The following is a 15,797-nucleotide window of genomic DNA, read 5'->3' on the forward strand; positions in this document are numbered from 1 at the left end:
CCGGACCAGGTCCGGGGTCTTGGACCGCAGGATCCTTCCGGGGCCGCGCAGGTGGATCTTCAGCTGGGCGAACCCGGTTTCGGCCTCCCAGCGCTTGTGGTAACAGGCGGCGAGCTGCTGCGCGGTCGCCTCCGCGGGATCGAGGACGGTCGTGATGAGGCGGATGTGCTCGCCCTTGCGGTCGGGCACGGTGTAGTCGACCACCCGGACGATCACCGCCTGGTCCGGATCCAGTTCACGGCCGCGGCGGGCGTCATCTCGCAGCCGTGAGGCGCCTAGAAGATTCCGGACAGTCGGCTACATAAGCTGACGGAAGTCTGGAAGAGGTAGGTACGTGACGAGGCGTCGTAGGCGGTTCTCGCCGGAGTTCAAAGAAGAAGATCTTTTGGCTCGAGCGGTGTCGAATTGGGTGGCGCCTTCGGCCAGATGGCGAACCCGGCACGACAGCAATAGGAAGGGTGAACGAGGGGCATTGCAACTACCATACAGGTTGCTTCCATCCGTAGAGGCTAAGGGTGTTTCGCGAAAGGAAACGCTCATGCACATTTCTTGAAGGTTTTCAATATCTGTAGTAGTGTCGCAAATGGATAACAATCTACCCTCTCGGCGTCAAGAAAAACGAATTCTCTTCATGCAATGAGGCTACGGTTTTACGCGCTTCGTGGTGGCGAGCGTCTTCAGTTCGCTGCGACTGCGCCGAGAGCGCGGGGCCGAGCCAGAAAAATCACTTCGGTGATGAATGGCCAACCGGCGACAGAAGGCCACGTGGATGGCCGACGATCACCGACTTAGCCTCTCATGAGATGTGAAGACTGACCTTCCTCTCTGCAAATTCAGTCCGCTCGGCGAGCGACCGACATACAGCTAGCCCATTACCACCACCTCCACCCTGGTGGAGGTCATATTTCATTGAAGGATCAGAATATGGCCGAAGTCGCCAGTCCTACAATCTGGGCAGCCGCCACCGGCTACCTGACCCAATTGCGAGATCAACTGCTCCAGCATGGACTGCAAGCCAGTCTCATCATGACTCCTCCGCAACCGCCCCGCCTGCTCGTCATGAATCACGCCAGCACCCTTAGTGAGCAGATCACGGCCGCCCCGGGGACGTCACTTGGTGGTTCTGGTGGTCCTGGCTCGAGAGGATTACACCTGTCAGTGACATTGCCACGACTACCGCACGTATACAGAATGTGCTGAGGTCTCTGACGGAAAGCCGATGCTCGTCCGCTCCTGCCGATCGCACCCAAGCCCCACGATGAGGGTGAATCTCGCCTTGTTGAATGAGGACGGTCCGGCTCTGTTGCGCGGCGCGCTTGACGCGTCGTGGTCACCCGCTCTGCTGCTGGCTTTGCGCCGGGCGTTGCCGTCGTTCCTCGCCGTGCCTGGCCCCGAACGAGTGGAGTTCCTGCGCGCGGCCGCCGCGGCGGAGGAACCGCGGAACAAGATCGTCTCGCCCGGCGAGACGATGACCTGCACGTTCATCCTGTGCACGCGATGCTCGCTGGAGAAGTACGGCGGGTCAGCGGCGATCCGCTCGGTGTAAATCAGAGTGCCATCCGAGGACAGGTAATGCAGCCCGTCCCGTTTCGCTTTGCGTAGCGCCTGGCCGAGCTTGGGCGAGCGCTCCGACAGCAGCATCACGGTCTCTTCCGCATATCGCCACGCGGTGGCAGTGGAGATTCCGAACCCGGTCCGAGTTCAGCGAATGTCTCTCCCTTGCGCAGGTAGACCGGCACGAGCAGGGCTTGCTGTCCGGGGTTGAGCAGCCGCCATGTCGACCCGATGGTCTTGCGGTGCCGGCGGGCGTCATCTCGTCCGACAGCGTACCGCCGGTATTTTCGTTGGGATTTCCTCCGGATCGGGCTCACCGACTAGCCACGATCATCGGTGAAATAGCGGGTGTGCGGCGGGAGCGTGTTCACGATGTCCAAAGGCGGCGTGGTCATCCAGACTATGATGGAGATGGAGGCTCTGGTGCTGCTGGCCATGCCAATAGACGACGATTCCGCCTTGGCCGTGCTCGCCGCCCCCGACTGCGGCCTCGCGCTGGTGGGCTATCACATATGCTCATGGTGAATCGCGCAGGACAAGTGCTGACTCCCGCTCTGCGCGAACACCCGCGTGCCAGCCAGTCTCAGCGAGCATTTAAATGAAAGGCCGAGAGGTATGATAGATTTCGAGCTTCAGGGTCGCGCGATATCTTTTGAGCATAGCGCTGATGGCGAAAGGTTCCGGATTCTTGTGGACGATTCGGCGATCGCGATGACATTCTCCGAATCAAAGACAATGGTCGGGAATATCGGGTCGACAACCCATGAGATCTCGGCAAGGCGTCCCGTGTCCTGGGTTCCGCGCAAAGATTGTCCTCCCGAGACCAGGGTTGACGTCATCGGTCCACATGAGGCCCATTTCGTTTTCACTCTTTCGACGGGCGAGGCCTATAACACCTGGATTTGGGAGGGCATGAGCGCGCGTTTAGTCTTTTGTTGCGATTTTTCGGGCGTGGATATTCTGTGGGATCACATTGTCGACACCGCGACCTGAGCTTATTGCATAAAGAGGTGCGGCCGGGTCTGTCGTCGGTTTCCATTCTCCGACGCGGGTACTACATTCGTAGATTCGTTGGAAGGGCGCGGCCGCGGTTGCGGTGGTGGCTGAGTAGCGTTCTGGTTTGCGCCGGAAGCGGGACCACGCCAGGACGTGGCCGACGTCGTTGGCAGCGGGAATGAGGAGCCGGGCCAGTACCTGGCAGATCTCGGCGACGGACGGACCGATCAAGAAGGTGTCGTGTTCGGGCGCGCGGTGCTGAGCGCGCGGCCTGATCGTTATGGGGCTCGCGTGGGTCATCGGGGTGGCTGGCAGGGGCGTCGTCGGGTAAGTGGGCGCGGGTGATGGCGAGGAAGGCCAGGTGATGCGAGCATGACGGTGGTGACATGCCGGTGCCAACCGGTCCAGCTGCGGACCTGGTACTGGGTCAGGTCGAGCTGGTCTTTGCCGGTCTCGTTGTTTTTCTCGATCTTCCAGCGCATCCCGGCGGCCGAGATGAGCTCGGGGATCGCGGTGCCGCGCAGGGCATGGGCGAGGAAGTACTCGACCTCATCCGGGTGAGTGGCGCTGCGGCGGATCAGCAGCGTGTGGGTGTATCCCGGGGCGGGGTCCTGACCGCTGACGGTGACCGTACTCCAGTCATGCAGGCGCAGTCCTTTGCTGTCGGCCCCGCAGGCTCGGTGTTCCCACATCGAGGAGTCACCGTGAGCCAGCAGTCGGTCCAGGACGTGCCCGGCAGGTTCGGCCTGGGCGCGCATGTCGATCAAGGGCACATCCAGCGGGATGGCCAGCACGAAGCCCACCTGGTTCTGGTGGCAGAAGGCCGGCAGGTCGGGGTCGCGCCGTAGGCGGAGTCGGTGCAGAAGTAGCGGAAGCGGGGTGGCGGCGGTGAGTTTCTCGGCCAGCATGGCGGCCACCAGGGCGGGCTTGGTCGTGAAGGCGGCCTGGTCGGGAACGCCGGTTTCGGCGCGGCGAGCCGGGTCATCGGCCCAGCCTTCGGGGAGGTACAGGCGGCGGTTGATGAAGGCGTGCCCGGCTTCGGAGGCATAGATGAGCATCGGCATCACCTGGCAGTTTCGACCTGGCCGGTCAATCCGCAGTACTGGCGGGCCGCTCCGACCGATTTCGTGCCCTTGTTGATGGCTGTGGTGTCGTCGGCGATCAGCGCCGCATCGGGCCCCAGATGCTCCACGACGTAGGTCCGGATCTCATCACGCAGCAGGTCGGCATCCCACTTCGGGCGGGCGAGCAGGTGCTCGAACTGGTTGGTGTTCGGATGGCTGATGTGGTCCGACAACTGTCAGGAGTTCTTGCGCGGCACCTGGCTCAGGAACGCCCGGACCAGGTCGCCGAAGGCGACACGGGGTTCCGGCCGTTTGAACAGCGGGCCGCGACCCGCTCGGACAGGCCCGAAGCTCGGTATCCCATGACATAACGAGATGGTCGGTGAGCGAACAGATCACTCACCGACTCTGCGCCAACTGCACTCCGCATTCCCCACGAATACCAAGATCTACGCATGTAGTACCGGCAGGGTGATACCGGCGACCGCGGAAGCCGAAGCGCGGCTCTCCATCGCCGACCCGCCACCTCCACCGCGACCTGACCGAGCCCAGGATGGGCTACCCCCACCCGAGCCCGGACGCGTCCCGGCTGACGGCGGCCAGACCGGCCGCCGGTCCACGCGGGCGAGCTGCGGCTGGACCGCACCCTGCCGCGTATGGCTGTCGGCGACCGCTGCCTGTACATCGTGTCCGGGGCGCGGGCGCGACGAGCGGCTGTTCTGCCCTCCGATGAGGACGTCCGGCTGGCCCTCATTCTCGGCAAGGCCCTCCTCCTTGCCCCGACAGCACGGCGCCAGCAAGGGGAAGGCGATGCGAAACCCGGGCCGCCTACCGTTTACCGCCTGGCAATGTCGCGCACGCCCCCACTATGGAAGGTGCGATCAATGGCCGAGACGCCGAACCCACAGAACCTCGACCCCACTGAGACCCATGCCCCGCATGCTACGGTCCCCTGGCAGAAGGCGGTGCTGTCGGCCAGCATCGCCACGGCGGCGACCATCGCGCTCGGCGCCGCCCCGGCCCTGTCGATTCGGCAGCAGTTCGACTCCGCTTTCACCCCGGGTCAGGTCGTTGCGTTGGAGGACGCGCCGCGGTCGATCCACGAATCCAACGGACCTGGATCGATCGACCCGGCGCCGTCGCCCGGATACATCACCGAAGGCGGCACGCCTGGCCTGGTCACTGAACCGGGCTCGTCCAGGCTGGTCGCTGAAGGCCGCTGGCCCGGCATGGTCGAGAGGTGAGCCTGCCCATCGTCGAGGTCCGTCCCGAACGGCTCGGCCAGGCGACGCGCGAGCAGCGTGCCACCTTGCCGGCGGTCCTCGTGTCGATGCCGTTCATGGGGGTCGACCGGCCGTCGATCCAGCTGGGGCTGCTCAAGGCGATCGGAGAGGCGCACGGCTTCCCCGTACGCACCCTGCACGCGAACCTCGACTTCGCGGCCCGGATCGGCTTCCAGCACTACCGCGCACTGGCCGAGCAACGCAACCGGCTGGTCGGGGACTGGCTGTTCTCGGTCGAGGCCTTCGGCGCCGCCGCGCCCGATCGCGACGGTCGCCTGCTAGAGGAGTTCGCCGACGACCTCGTCTATCTGGCAGGCTCTCCAGACGGCCTCGCGTCTTCGGCCGGGTCCGCGGACGGCCTCGGGCCTGCGGACGGGCTGCGCGAGCGGCTGCTGCGGATTCGCGACCAGGAGGTGCCCGCGTTCCTCGACGCGCTCGTCGCCGATTTTCCCTGGCACGAGGCGCGGGTGGTGGGGTTCAGCTGCACGTTCCAGCAGAGCGCGGCGTCGTTCGCCCTGGCCCGCCGGTTGAAGGAACGCCATCCGCACATCGTGACGGTGTTCGGAGGCGCCAACTTCGACGGCGAGATGGGCCTGGAACTTGTCCGCACGGTTGAGTGCGTGGACCTTGCCGTCATCGGCGAGGGGGACACGGCCTTCCCCGGCCTGCTGTGCGCCTTGGCAGCCGGGACCGATCCCGCCGCCGTTCCCGGTGTCGCCCGTCGGTCCGGCGCCCAGGTCGTCGCGACGCCACCGGCGCCGCCGCTGACTCGCCTCGACGACCTGCCGGCGCCGGACTACGGCGAATACTTCGACCGCGCCGAAGGGCTCGGCCTGCTGCCGCGCACCGGACGCCGCGAGGCGTGGATCCCGTTCGAGTCCGCGCGGGGCTGCTGGTGGGGCGCCAAACACCACTGCACCTTCTGCGGGCTCAACGGCGCGACAATGAGCTTTCGCGCCAAGTCGGCGGAACGGGTGCTCGACGAGCTGGCCCGGCAGGCTCGCACGTACCGGGCCTTCCGCTTCGAGGCCGTCGACAACATCCTCGACATGGGCTATCTCAAGGACCTGTTCCCGGCGATCGTCGACAGCGGTGCCGACTACGAGATCTTCTACGAGATCAAGGCCAACCTCAGCAGGCAGCAGCTCAAGCTCCTGGCCCAGGGCGGCGTCAGGCACCTGCAGCCCGGCCTGGAATCACTGAGCTCCCACGTGCTGCGTCTCATGGACAAGGGCATCCGCGCTGCCCAGAACGTCAACGTTCTGCGCTGGTCGTACTACTACGGCATCCAGGCGCACTGGAACCTCCTCTACGGGTTCCCGGAGGAGACCCCGCAGGATTACGCCGACCAGGCCGCCGTCGTCCCGTACCTGACCCACCTCCGTCCTCCAGCCGGCGTCACGCGGATCTGGCTGGAACGCTTCAGCCCCCTACACACTCAGCCGGAACGCTTCCCACTGCGCTACCGCACCCCCGAACGTAGCTACGGCTACATCTATCCCGCCCACGTGGACCTGGACCGCATCGCCTACTTCTTCGAGTACGAGCTGAAGGACCCCTTGCCCGACAGCGCCTACGAGGAGTTGCGGCGGGCGGCCGCCCGGTGGAGCAAGCTCTGGAGGTCCGGCCGCCCGCCGGTCCTGAGATACTGGTCCGCCCCCGGCTTCCTGCAGATCTACGACAGCAGGGACAAGGGCCGCGAGGGGACCTACACCTTCAGTGGCACGCTCGCCGACATCTACCTGGCGTGCAGCGACCGCCCGACGACCGCGTCCGCGGTACGCGACAATCTCCGGCTGAAGCTGCCGGTGGCGGACGTCGAGAACATCTTTCGCGAGTTCCAGCAGTGTGGCCTCATGTTCCTCGACGGCTCCCTCGCCCTGTCCCTGGCGCTCCCCGTCGTCCCCGGGTGAAAGATTCCCGGCTGGCAGAGATCCAGACGGCGCGCCCGCCTGGATCGCGTCCGGCGACTGCGTCCGCGGTCGGCTTCGATGGGGCTCGTATGAAACAGCCGATCACGCCCGAGCTGCACGAGGCGCGGAGGGGAGCTCGATCGCTCGCACGCCTGACGGCCCTGACAGGATCGCGTAGGTCCGATGACCGCTGGGGGCGATACCTTGTACCTGCCCAGCAACCGGCTGCAGGAGAGAAAGTGCATGGATTCGACGGCCGCTGAACTGGACGTGATCATTAACGATCTCAGCCTTGACACTCGCATTGCCCGCCTGACCGCACCACCCTCTTCCTGCTGTCCGATGAATCGCTCAGCCTTTGCGCGGCGTTCTATCGCCCTTGATGATCCGCTCGACGTTGGGGCCATCCTCGCCGCATTGAGGGCCGTTGGGAAAACGCTTGACATGCTCACCGAATGAGTGTCGCCGAAGCAGGTCTCCGGCAGGACTACCTATCAGCGTGCAGTCCAACACCTGCTGAACAGCCGATGGAGAAACAGGTGAGCAGGATGGCAAGTAGCGAAATTCGGGGCACATCCGCTAAGACATGTGACGGCCGTGTGGTGGAAGTTGGCAACTCTTGCACTTGACCTGCTTTGCGGCATTGCCGGGTCTGGCTGCGCGGGGAATGGAATGGCGCCATCTGCATGATCGCTGATGGCCTACATCAGGTGCCGGTGAGCTCCATTATAAGGGCGCACTTCCAGTCAGTAGCCTTCGACTGCTTTCTGAACTCAACTTTCATGCCGCTCTCGTGACTCTGTCCTCGGTCTGCCGACCTTGTCGCATCCAAGAAAATTTTGAATCTGTCGCGTAAAGCAAGCCCTCCCCGATATAGCGTAGTTGGCTGCGACACGATCCAAGTTTTCCGGTGGAGGCTACGTGGGCTTATATGGACCGTCGATTACCGCTGTTCTCGTGCAATACGAGGGAGACTACCGTCCCGCGCACACGTACCTCCTCGCCGGCGGCGAGCGCGTGCGCTTGTCGCGAGCAGAGCTGCTGGGTACGGTTCGCCGGCAGGCGGCCGCGCTTCGGGCCGCGGGCGTCGGCGCAGGTGATCGGTTGGCGCTCGTGCAGGAGGATCCGGCGACGTTCGTACCCGCCTTTCTGGGGGCACTGTGGGTCGGCGCGGTACCGGTGGCGCTCGCTCCTCCGCCGCCTGTCGGCCGCCGTGACGCATGGCGTGACACGATGACGGCTCTGCTCGCCGCGGTCACGCCACAGATGGTCTGCCTATCAGGGGAGGCGGAGGCCGCGTTGAAGCCCAGTCGGGCGGTGACGTACGAGGCCCTTGCCGCCGAGGCCGAGGTCGTGGGGCCCGACACTGCCGAGCCGGTGGAGAAGGACCTGAACGCGACTGCGTACCTGCAGTTCAGCAGCGGGAGCACGGGGCAGCCGCGGGCGGTCGTGGTGAGCGCGGGGTCGTTGCGGGCCAACTGCCGGGCGATCATGATCGAGGGGTTGCGGGCCGATCCCGATCGGGACGTCGGGGTGACGTGGTTGCCGTTGCATCACGACATGGGTTTGGCAGGGTTCGTGCTGGCGCCGTTGACGGTGGGCGTGCCGGTGGTGTTCCTGCCGACCAGAGCTTTCGTCCGCGATCCGAGTGCGTGGATGCGGCTCATGTCGGAGGAACACGGGACGATCTCCTTCGCGTCCACCTTCGCCTACGCTCTGGCCGCGCGGCGGCCGAAGCCCGATGGCCTGAATCTGTCGGCGGTCAGAGTGCTTGGGTGCGGGGCCGAACCGATCAACGCCGACGTGCTGCGGGCGTTCGTGTCCGTCTACCGCCCAGCCGGCCTGGATCCTTGCGTGCTGCTGCCGTGCTACGGCTTGGCGGAGTCCACACTCGCGGTCACCTTCGGGGGAGCCGGCCAGGGGCTCCGTACCGACCGAGTGCGGCGGGGGCCGTTGCAGGAACACGGGCATGCCGAGCCGGCCGGAGCCGACGAGGACGCGTTCGAGGTGGTGGAGTGCGGCCGTCCCTTTCCCGGGCACGAGGTCACGGTTGTCGACGACGAGCGATGGCCCCTGCCTGAGCGGACGATCGGCGAGGTCATGGTCGCCGGTCCATCTGTCGCCGCGGGGTACGACGGCGAGCCGGAGACCGCGTTCATGCCCGATGGCCGGCTCCGTACCGGTGACCTCGGCTACCTGGCCGACGGATCGCTGTTCATCACCGGTCGAAAGAAGGACCTGCTGATTGTGCGCGGGCGCAACGTCGATCCGCAACGACTCGAATGGCTGGCCGAGACGGTGCCCGGCGTCCGGAGCGGTGGAGTGGTCGCCTTCACGCGGCCGGGCGCCGAGACCGAGGAGGTGGTGGTCGTGGCAGAGTGCCGCGACGAGGGCTCGCCGGAGGTCGCCCGGAAGATCGGGCTCCTCGCGGTCCGTGATTTGCAGGTCGCCGTGTCCGATGTCGTCCTGGTGGGGGCGGGTAAGGTGCCGCGGACGAGTTCGGGCAAACCCCGCAGGCAGGAGGCGCGCCGCAGGTATCTGGCGGGGGAGCTGCGCTGATGTCCACCAAGGATGAGATCGCGGTCAGCTACGACGTCGGCAACGACTTCTTTCGGTTGTGGCTCGACGAGCGGATGAACTACACCTGCGCCGTCTTCGACGAGACCGACGACCTGGAAGAGGCCCAGCTCGCCAAGCTCGCCACCCTGTACGAGTACGGCAAGGTGACCGCCGACTCCCGGGTGCTCGACATCGGCTGCGGCTGGGGCGCCAACCTCGAATATCTGGCCGTCGACCGCGGCGTGCGTGACGTGCACGGCATCACGCTGTCGGAGGCGCAACACGCGGAGATCCTCGCGCGCCGGATCCCCGGCGTCACCGTCGGCTGCGTGAGCTACCTGGACTACGCGCCGCCCACGACGTTCGACGCGATCATGTCCATCTGCATGATCGAGCACGTCTGCACACCACAGGAGGCCCGAAAGGGAGAGGCGGTCGAGCGCTACCGCGACTACTTCCAGCGCGCCTGGAAGTGGAGCTCGCCGGGCGCGCACTTCGCGTTGCAGTGCATCCTGCGCGTACGGACGCCCCGCGATCGGGCGGACATCCGCGAGATCGGTTGGGCGAGCAGGCACCAGCTTCCCGGCGGGCTCGCGCCGCGGATGGAGGACATCGTCCAGGCGGCCGAGCCGTACTGGGAGATTCTCCACGTACGCACCAGAAGGCTCGACTACCGGCGCACCTGCGAGCACTGGAGAGCCCGGCTGAGACAGCACGAGGCGGTCATCCGCGATCGATGGGGTGATCGCCTGTTCGAGGACTACGACAGGTACATGACCGCCTGCGTCCGCGGCTTCGAGCAGCGCTACCTCTCCTTGGCGCAGTGGTCGCTGCGCCGGCTCGACAACATTGACTGAAGGAAGGGACCTCATGGACCTGATGGAATTCTTACGGCAGGGCGGATCCGAGGTCACCGGCCGCGACCTCCCGAGCCTCACCCGGGCGGACGACCTGCAGGAACTCGGCATCGACTCGATCCAGGCCCTGGAGCTCATCGCGTGGGTCGAGGAGCAGCTCGGGATTCGGATTCCCGACGAGGAACTCGTACAGGTCATGACCATCTTCGACCTGTGCGCGGTGATCGAGCGGCGGCTGCCCGAGCCGGACGTGACTCGGTGAACAGGCTCAGGGAGGACTTCCACCGGGAATTCATGACGTTCTTCGAACGCGCGGAGCGAACCCGCCGCTGGAACATCTTCAACGACGTGCCCTGGGAACGGCTCGAAGAGTCGCCACGGGATGAGCGGCTGGCATTGTGCGCGGAGACCTTCTGCGGCGTCGAGATGTACCTGCCCGACTACTTGCGCGCCCACCTCGAGCTGATGCGGGGCGACTACGGGCGCGCCTGGTTCGCCGCCAATTGGGGATATGAGGAGGCCAAACACTCTCTGGCGCTACGCGAATACCTGCACCGCAGCCAGCAGCGTACCGAAGGGCAACTACATGACTTCGCCGAGTCGGTGCTGGCCCGCCAGTGGATCCCGCCCTATGACGACGGCCGTCAGATGACGGTCTACGGCTCGCTGCAGGAACGCACCACGTTCGTCGTGTATCGCAAGCAGCGGGAGCTGGCCCAGAAACTCGGCGACAGCGTGCTCGCGGAGATCTACCGATTCATCTCCCGTGACGAGATGGCGCACAGCCGGTTCTACGAGCGCATGCTCCTCCTGCATCTGGACGAGGATCGCGAGGGCACACTGGCCGATATCGCACACGTTCTGCGTACCTTCCGGATGCCGGCCGCCGATCTGCTTTCCGGCTATGACGAGCGGATAGCGGTCATGCGTACCGCGGGCATCGACCGCCGCGTGTTCCTGCTGGAGGTCATCGGGCCGATGCTGCGGGCACTGGGGCTAACCCGCCACGACCTTCCCGGTCCGGGCCGCGAACGAGGGTTGTGGTCGCCAAAGAAGGACGTCTCGCCATGAGCGCCATGAAGGTCTCCCGAGTTCTAGTCGGCAACGAGCTCGGCGCACGGTGCATCCCGACCCTGGTCGGGATGCACCGTGCGCGTGCTCGGCCACGTTGGCCAACGCCTCCGGCGTTGTCGGCCGCGCCGTATCGTCGTCGGTGACCTGGGCTGCGGTCCGTGCGGATTCGACTACCGGTCGGCGACGTCGGCGATTGGTCGCTCAAGCGCTCGGGTTCAGCGGCTCTGGCCGCAGCGCGTCGACCGCGCGCCGGGCCTCGGCCACCCTGCACAGACGGAGCTCGATGAGCAGGGGAGTCGCCCATCGAAGGCGCTCTGAGGAACAGTCGCTCACTTCCAGCGCCGCGGCCCAGCGCCCGGGCCGCTTTCGGCTGCTCAAAAGATTCCTTATCCGCGCCGGGGCTATTCCCAGCGAAACCAACGGACCGCAATGGTCGTGCACCCGACGCGTACGCCGCCAAGACGACGAGAGGGATGACAGACGGAAAATGGCCCAGGTACGCTTCTTGGAATGCCTGCATGCCCGCGCCGCGCGGGTGTAGCGGCTGATGGTCTGCAGCACGGGGGCATTTGCGGGCTCTGGCGCGATCTTCGGAATCCCGTGACAGATAGTGATCTTCGGTTAGTTCAGTAGGGTGTCATCTCCGCAGCAGATCGAAGTTCGCCCGGCAGAACATGAGCGGCTTGAGGTATTTGATCTTGCAGATTCGGCCCTCGACAGCGCCGCTGCTGTAGGCAAGGGTGAGACCGGCTAGGACGCGTCGTGATCGCGTTCCAGGCCGTAGGCGAAGGAATGTAAGGCGGGCAGTGGGTCAGCGCGGACGGTGGCGAGCCATTGTCGAGGCGCTGGTCTTGGCGTTAGGTCATCATGGCAGCGAACTCGCGGACGTGGGCGGCGGTTGCGGGCAGTTCGGGGCTGCGGTCCAGGATTCGGATTAGGTGCGCGGTTTCTTTGCTGGTCAGGTGCTCGGGTTGGGTCATGATCCTACCGTGGAACGGTTTCTGGCCAATTGACACTCGGCACGTTCGCGACCGCCGCGTGCGGCCTCGTTGCGCCGGCAATGCGAGACCTCGGCCTCAACCATCCGCAGTTGCGTGTTGGGCTGGAAGAGATAGAGCCGCACGTCGCACTGCCTCGGGTGACCCGCGGTGACTTGGACCTCGCGATCGTGCAGGATTGGTTCAACGAGCCGACCAGTGTCCCCGATTCGTTGACGAGAGCCGCGTTGCTCGATGACGTGGCGGATGTTGCCGTTCCTGAGGGGAACCCTCTCGCGGCCCGAGGCATTGTCGATATTGAGGACCTTGATGGCGAGACGTGGATAACCTGGAGCGACGGTTGGATATGCACCGGGTGGCTGAGGGACACGCTGCGCGCCTACGGTATCGAGCCTGACGTCTCGTGTACGGCCGCTGCGCATCAGACGCAGCAGGCGCTCGTCTCCGCTGGCCTGGGCATCGCAATCAGTCCTCGTCTCGGTCGTGATCCAGTGCCGGAGGGTATCCGGTTTGTCGAGATCCGCCCGCGGCTGGTCCGACATATTTACGCCGTGTGGCGGACAGACGCCTCTCGACGTCCGTCAATCCGTGCCGTGGTCCAAGGCTTGCGTCAGCTCAGCCATGCGTCGACCGGTACGTGATGATGGCCACTACCCTGTAGCCGGCAAGTTGCGGAGTGGACGGCGTCGACTACGACCAGCACACATGAGGAGCGACGAGCCCGAGCTCTCGGGACCCTGGGTGGCGCCCTGCCCAATTCCTCGGCTGCCTCAGCGCCGGTACGCCCAAGGGCAGCTTCTGGTTGTTATCCGTTGACCGCGTGGCCGATAACACCAGCGAGTGCCTGGCCATCAGGCTGCGTCCGGGCTCCAACACTGTAACCCTTCACCTCGAGGCGAGGGCCACCGTGATTGCGCGGGTCCCGTCGAAGTATCGGCAGCGGATCCTCATTACCTGCGATGGGCCTGGCGCCACGATCGAGTTACTGCAGTTCGTTAGCACGCTGAACACGCGCGGCTGGGTCATGCACTACTCGGCAGGCTCGGATCACGATCGTCGCTCTGCCTCTGGATGCCTGGGTATGCGTCCTGGACGACGAGGCCCCAGCGCGGAGGAGGCGAGCACGGCCGAGGTCCTCGGTCTGCTCGGCAATCCGCCGGTGGCGACAAGCCGGCCACCCAGGCCGGCGGTCATGCACATCCTGGCCCTCCGGGAGAGGCATGCCTCCGGAGCCAAACTGACCGATCGGGCCGGTGGGGGGTGACGCATGACTGCTGGTTCAAGGACGCGGCCAGGGGCTGGACCTGGCGATGGTTGTAATCATCGGCGACCAGCGCAGCGGGTACGCGACGGGAGCTACGGCCGCCCTCAACTGGCGGCAGCGACGTAGCCGCGGCGATTGAGCGGGCGACCACCGTGCTCAATGCCACGGCTCATGTGAAAGGTGACCTGCTCCACCATCGGGGACAGCGGGCAGACAGGGAGACGAGGGGGCGATGGTGCAGATTGTTGTGTCGTAGTCAGGTGTTGACGCCTTCGAGGAGGAGAAGACGGGTGTCGAAGATCATGCGGGGCGTGCTGGTAGCGGCCGCGGTCGCTGGGTTGGTGAGCGCGGTCGCTGTTCCGGCGCAGGCTGCGGCGGGGCTGCTCGTGCTCAGGGATGCCAGGCAGGGGACTGTTGTGGTCAACGATCCTCGGGAGGGATGTTCCCATGTGAGCGCTGGTTTCGTGCGGGTGACCAACAGTACCGATGCTCCAATCACCGTCTACGACGATGTCTCGTGTCGGGGCCGATCCGTGGTCGTTCTTCCGGGGTCGGACACGTACGTCGGTGTCCGTTACAGCTTCTCCGTGCCCTGGTGACAGGCGTGCGCGTCGCACCGTGAGAGATGTCTACAGCATGGTGCGACGCGACTGCCGTGCGCGTCGGCGAGTCTATGCCGACATCGCTTCTGGGGTGTGACGGAGTTCGCTGTGAAGGCAGTTGCATCGGGGGAAAAGGCGACGTTCCGTGCGGTGCTGGCGGTCGCCGAATTCAGGGTGTTGTGGTCGGCGGAGTCGTTCTCCCAAGTGGGGGACCAGTCCGCGAGGGTGTCGATCGCGGTCTTGGTCTACCAGCGAACCGCTTCGGCCGCTTTGACGGGGTTGACGTACGCATTGACGTACCTCCCGTCCCTGGTGGGCGGGGTGACCTTGAGCTGGGTTGGCGATCGGTATCCTCACCGCGAGGTCATCTTCGTTGTCGATCTGCTACGTGCGATGCTGGTCTCATTAATGGCGCTGCCGGGCATGCCCTTGCCGGTGTTGGCTGTCTTGTTGGCTGTGATGACCGCGCTGAGCGGGCCGTTCAAGGCCGCACAGCTGTCCCTGCTCGCCGATGTCCTGACCGGAAACCACTACGTGCTCGGTCTTTCCATCCGGCAGATCACCATCCAGAGCGCCCAGATCGGTGGTTTCCTCGGCGGGGGATTGCTCGCTCAAGGGCTCAGTTCCACCGTAGGGCTAGCCATCGATGCTGCGACGTTCGTGACATCCGCCCTATTGGTCAGGTTCGGCACACGCCGTCGGCCTCCAGCGGCTGGAAGAAAGGGACGGCGTAGGATGCTCGCGGGCGGGTTCGGGTTGGTGATGGTGTGGCGGGATCCGCGGTTACGGTCGCTGGCTGCATTGAGTTGGCTGGCGGGCTTCTATGTGATGCCTGAAGGGCTCGCGGCTCCTTATGCGGATTCGCTGAACGAAGGCTCCGCTATGGCTGTTGGTGTGATCATGGCGGCGGATCCGATCGGATGCGTGATCGGTGCTTTCATATTCGGCAGATTTGTTCCTGAGTCGGTCCGGAACAGAACGGTGGGGGTGCTTGCCCTGCTGGCCGGTGCGCCATTGGCATTATGCGCGCTGTGGCCTGACCTGGCCGTATCCGCGGTTCTCTTTGCCCTTTCCGGCGCCTGCGCGATCTGCTATCAGATGCAGTGGGCGCGTTGTTCGTACAGATTCTTCCCGATGGATCTCGTGCGCAAGGGATGGGTGTGATGTCCTCCGGACTTATCACCGTGCAAGGCCTGGGTATTTTCGCTGGCGGTGTGGTGGCCACCTGGACGGGACCCGTCATGGCGGTCGCCATGGCTGGCGTCGCCGGCATAGTGCTCGGCGCCTATCCTGCCTGGGAGTGGACGGCGACCCGGAGAACGAAGGCGGCGTTCGCCCCGCCCGGATCGGAAGAGGAAAGGTGGAATCCATGAGGGTTCACCGAGACCGGTCACAGCATTTCTTCTAGACCAGGCCGGCTCGTCATGAGCTTCGGTCGATCACCCGACGAGATTGGAAGGAGGGAACACGTCTATGGCGATTATGGGTAAAGACCAGTGAGCCTTTTTCATCTCAGGCGGCTTGAGCAACGCGGTGGTTCTGAGAGTGCGTTCTGCGAGTTGATGTCCCTTTCATCGGTGGGGTTGGGTTAGGTCGGCTGGTCGGAGACCCGCCGGTCGGACTACGGGCGTGG

14 protein-coding genes and 3 pseudogenes are annotated in these 15,797 nt (G+C 65.1%); 13 read left to right on the forward strand and 4 right to left on the reverse strand.

The features are described from left to right. A partial coding sequence (locus AB0C27_RS55925; RefSeq protein WP_357863584.1) for a transposase occupies positions 1 to 264 on the reverse strand: 264 nt, incomplete at its 3' end. Positions 265 to 1,264: 1,000 nt separating this feature from the next. Here AB0C27_RS55925 and AB0C27_RS55930 point away from each other — a divergent pair. Continuing rightward, positions 1,265 to 1,546: a hypothetical protein gene (locus AB0C27_RS55930; protein ID WP_357863587.1), complete on the forward strand. Its 282-nt coding sequence runs from the start codon at positions 1,265 to 1,267 to the stop codon at positions 1,544 to 1,546. Here the strand turns inward: AB0C27_RS55930 and AB0C27_RS55935 are convergent. Beyond that, positions 1,441 to 1,805 (reverse strand): annotated as a pseudogene (locus AB0C27_RS55935) (transposase family protein); the annotation flags it as partial. The gene AB0C27_RS55930 and the pseudogene AB0C27_RS55935 overlap by 106 nt on opposite strands. Positions 1,806 to 1,926: 121 nt before the next feature. Here AB0C27_RS55935 and AB0C27_RS55940 point away from each other — a divergent pair. Together AB0C27_RS55940 and AB0C27_RS55945 are read left to right on the forward strand one after the other, a co-directional pair. After that, positions 1,927 to 2,079, forward strand: a complete 153-nt coding sequence (locus AB0C27_RS55940) for a hypothetical protein (RefSeq protein ID WP_357863549.1) — start codon at positions 1,927 to 1,929, stop codon at positions 2,077 to 2,079. A 165-nt stretch (positions 2,080 to 2,244) separates the two neighbouring features. Further along, the gene (locus AB0C27_RS55945) at positions 2,245 to 2,547 is read left to right on the forward strand and encodes a hypothetical protein (protein ID WP_357863552.1); all 303 of its coding nucleotides are present in this window, start codon (positions 2,245 to 2,247) and stop codon (positions 2,545 to 2,547) included. A gap of 299 nt (positions 2,548 to 2,846) precedes the next feature. Here the strand turns inward: AB0C27_RS55945 and AB0C27_RS55950 are convergent. After that, positions 2,847 to 3,847, reverse strand: a pseudogene (locus AB0C27_RS55950) (IS701 family transposase). Between the two features lie 423 nt (positions 3,848 to 4,270). Between AB0C27_RS55950 and AB0C27_RS55955 the strand changes: the two are divergent. The 7 genes from AB0C27_RS55955 (at position 4,271) to AB0C27_RS55985 (ending at position 11,297) form a co-directional block, all read left to right on the forward strand. After that, entirely contained in the window at positions 4,271 to 4,858 is a 588-nt protein-coding gene (locus tag AB0C27_RS55955) for a hypothetical protein (protein ID WP_357863555.1), read from the forward strand. Further along, entirely contained in the window at positions 4,855 to 6,810 is a 1,956-nt protein-coding gene (locus tag AB0C27_RS55960; protein WP_357863557.1) for a RiPP maturation radical SAM C-methyltransferase, read from the forward strand. The genes AB0C27_RS55955 and AB0C27_RS55960 overlap by 4 nt, the downstream gene beginning before the upstream one ends. A 183-nt stretch (positions 6,811 to 6,993) precedes the next feature. Next, positions 6,994 to 7,269, forward strand: a complete 276-nt coding sequence (locus tag AB0C27_RS55965; protein ID WP_357863560.1) for a hypothetical protein — start codon at positions 6,994 to 6,996, stop codon at positions 7,267 to 7,269. 423 nt (positions 7,270 to 7,692) lie between these two features. Then, positions 7,693 to 9,369, forward strand: coding sequence for an AMP-binding protein (locus AB0C27_RS55970; protein ID WP_357863563.1), 1,677 nt, complete (start codon positions 7,693 to 7,695; stop codon positions 9,367 to 9,369). Beyond that, a complete protein-coding gene (locus AB0C27_RS55975) occupies positions 9,369 to 10,226 on the forward strand; it encodes a cyclopropane-fatty-acyl-phospholipid synthase family protein (RefSeq protein WP_357863566.1) in 858 nt (285 codons plus the stop codon). Before AB0C27_RS55970 ends, AB0C27_RS55975 begins: the two co-directional genes overlap by 1 nt. 13 nt (positions 10,227 to 10,239) lie before the next feature. Further along, on the forward strand, positions 10,240 to 10,488 hold the full coding sequence (locus AB0C27_RS55980; protein ID WP_357863569.1) for an acyl carrier protein: 249 nt from the start codon (positions 10,240 to 10,242) through the stop codon (positions 10,486 to 10,488). Beyond that, a complete protein-coding gene (locus AB0C27_RS55985) occupies positions 10,485 to 11,297 on the forward strand; it encodes an acyl-ACP desaturase (RefSeq protein ID WP_357863572.1) in 813 nt (270 codons plus the stop codon). Before AB0C27_RS55980 ends, AB0C27_RS55985 begins: the two co-directional genes overlap by 4 nt. Positions 11,298 to 12,157: 860 nt before the next feature. On the opposite strand, the gene AB0C27_RS55990 is transcribed toward AB0C27_RS55985, so the two are convergent. Next, positions 12,158 to 12,280, reverse strand: coding sequence for a hypothetical protein (locus tag AB0C27_RS55990; protein WP_357863575.1), 123 nt, complete (start codon positions 12,278 to 12,280; stop codon positions 12,158 to 12,160). A gap of 23 nt (positions 12,281 to 12,303) precedes the next feature. Here AB0C27_RS55990 and AB0C27_RS55995 point away from each other — a divergent pair. The 3 genes and pseudogenes from AB0C27_RS55995 to AB0C27_RS56005 all read left to right on the forward strand — a co-directional run. Beyond that, a pseudogene (locus AB0C27_RS55995) lies at positions 12,304 to 12,939 on the forward strand (LysR substrate-binding domain-containing protein); the annotation flags it as partial. Between the two features lie 913 nt (positions 12,940 to 13,852). Continuing rightward, entirely contained in the window at positions 13,853 to 14,161 is a 309-nt protein-coding gene (locus AB0C27_RS56000) for a hypothetical protein (RefSeq protein WP_357863578.1), read from the forward strand. 111 nt (positions 14,162 to 14,272) lie between these two features. Then, the gene (locus AB0C27_RS56005; protein ID WP_357863581.1) at positions 14,273 to 15,328 is read left to right on the forward strand and encodes an MFS transporter; all 1,056 of its coding nucleotides are present in this window, start codon (positions 14,273 to 14,275) and stop codon (positions 15,326 to 15,328) included. Positions 15,329 to 15,797 lie beyond the last annotated feature (469 nt).

The sequence above is a fragment of the Nonomuraea sp. NPDC048882 genome (assembly GCF_040649755.1).
Lineage (GTDB): Bacteria > Actinomycetota > Actinomycetes > Streptosporangiales > Streptosporangiaceae > Nonomuraea > Nonomuraea maheshkhaliensis.